Source organism: Clostridium acetireducens DSM 10703 (assembly GCF_001758365.1).
GTDB classification, from domain to species: domain Bacteria; phylum Bacillota; class Clostridia; order Clostridiales; family Clostridiaceae; genus Clostridium_C; species Clostridium_C acetireducens.
Genome location: NZ_LZFO01000074.1, coordinates 1 through 1,578, shown reverse-complemented (window position 1 = coordinate 1,578; position 1,578 = coordinate 1). Strand labels below are relative to the sequence as shown.

General features: G+C 50.2%; 1 rRNA gene. It reads right to left on the bottom strand.

Going from position 1 to position 1,578, the window contains the following annotated elements:
* Window positions 1-42 precede the first annotated feature (42 nt).
* Window positions 43-1,556, bottom strand: a 16S ribosomal RNA gene (locus CLOACE_RS11575).
* Between the last annotated feature and the right edge of the window lie 22 nt (window positions 1,557-1,578).

The following is a 1,578-nucleotide window of genomic DNA, read 5'->3' as shown; positions in this document are numbered from 1 at the left end:
AATGAAACCTCCAGGAAATATTATTTCCTGAATTCTCCTTAGAAAGGAGGTGATCCAGCCGCAGGTTCTCCTACGGCTACCTTGTTACGACTTCACCCCAATCACTAATCCCACCTTCGGCCGCTGGTTCCTTACGGTTACCTCACGGACTTCGGGTGTTACCAGCTCTCATGGTGTGACGGGCGGTGTGTACAAGGCCCGGGAACGTATTCACCGCAACATTCTGATTTGCGATTACTAGCAACTCCGACTTCATGCAGGCGAGTTTCAGCCTGCAATCCGAACTGGGATAAGTTTTTGAGATTTGCTCTTCCTTGCGAATTTGCATCTCTCTGTACTTACCATTGTAGCACGTGTGTAGCCCTAGACATAAGGGGCATGATGATTTGACGTCATCCCCACCTTCCTCCCGGTTGACCCGGGCAGTCTTATTAGAGTGCTCAACTTAATGGTAGCAACTAATAACAAGGGTTGCGCTCGTTGCGGGACTTAACCCAACATCTCACGACACGAGCTGACGACAACCATGCACCACCTGTCTCCCTGTCCCCGAAGGGATTTCCTCTATTACGAGTAATTCAGGGGATGTCAAGTCTAGGTAAGGTTCTTCGCGTTGCTTCGAATTAAACCACATGCTCCGCTGCTTGTGCGGGCCCCCGTCAATTCCTTTGAGTTTTAATCTTGCGACCGTACTCCCCAGGCGGAATACTTATTGTGTTAACTGCGGCACAGAAGGGATGATACCTCCTACACCTAGTATTCATCGTTTACAGCGTGGACTACCAGGGTATCTAATCCTGTTTGCTACCCACGCTTTCGTGCCTCAGCGTCAGTTACAGTCCAGAAAGCCGCCTTCGCCACTGGTGTTCTTCCTAATCTCTACGCATTTCACCGCTACACTAGGAATTCCGCTTTCCTCTCCTGCACTCTAGATATCCAGTTTCAAATGCAACTCCCAAGTTAAGCCTGGGTATTTCACATCTGACTTAAATATCCGCCTACGCACCCTTTACGCCCAGTAATTCCGGACAACGCTCGCCACCTACGTATTACCGCGGCTGCTGGCACGTAGTTAGCCGTGGCTTCCTCTTTTGGTACCGTCATTATCGTCCCAAAAGACAGAGCTTTACGATCCGAAGACCTTCATCGCTCACGCGGCGTTGCTGCGTCAGGGTTTCCCCCATTGCGCAATATTCCCCACTGCTGCCTCCCGTAGGAGTCTGGACCGTATCTCAGTTCCAATGTGGCCGTTCACCCTCTCAGGTCGGCTACGCATCGTTGCCTTGGTAGGCTATTACCCCACCAACTAGCTAATGCGCCGCGGGCCCATCTCAAAGCGGATTACTCCTTTGATTAGAAATTCATGCGAATTTCTAATATTATGCGGTATTAATCTTCCTTTCGGAAGGCTATTCCCCTCTTTGAGGCAGGTTGCCCACGTGATACTCACCCGTCCGCCGCTAATTCACTTCCCGAAGGAAGTTTCATCGCTCGACTTGCATGTGTTAGGCACGCCGCCAGCGTTCGTCCTGAGCCAGGATCAAACTCTTAATTTAAAAGTTTATCTTGCTCATTTAT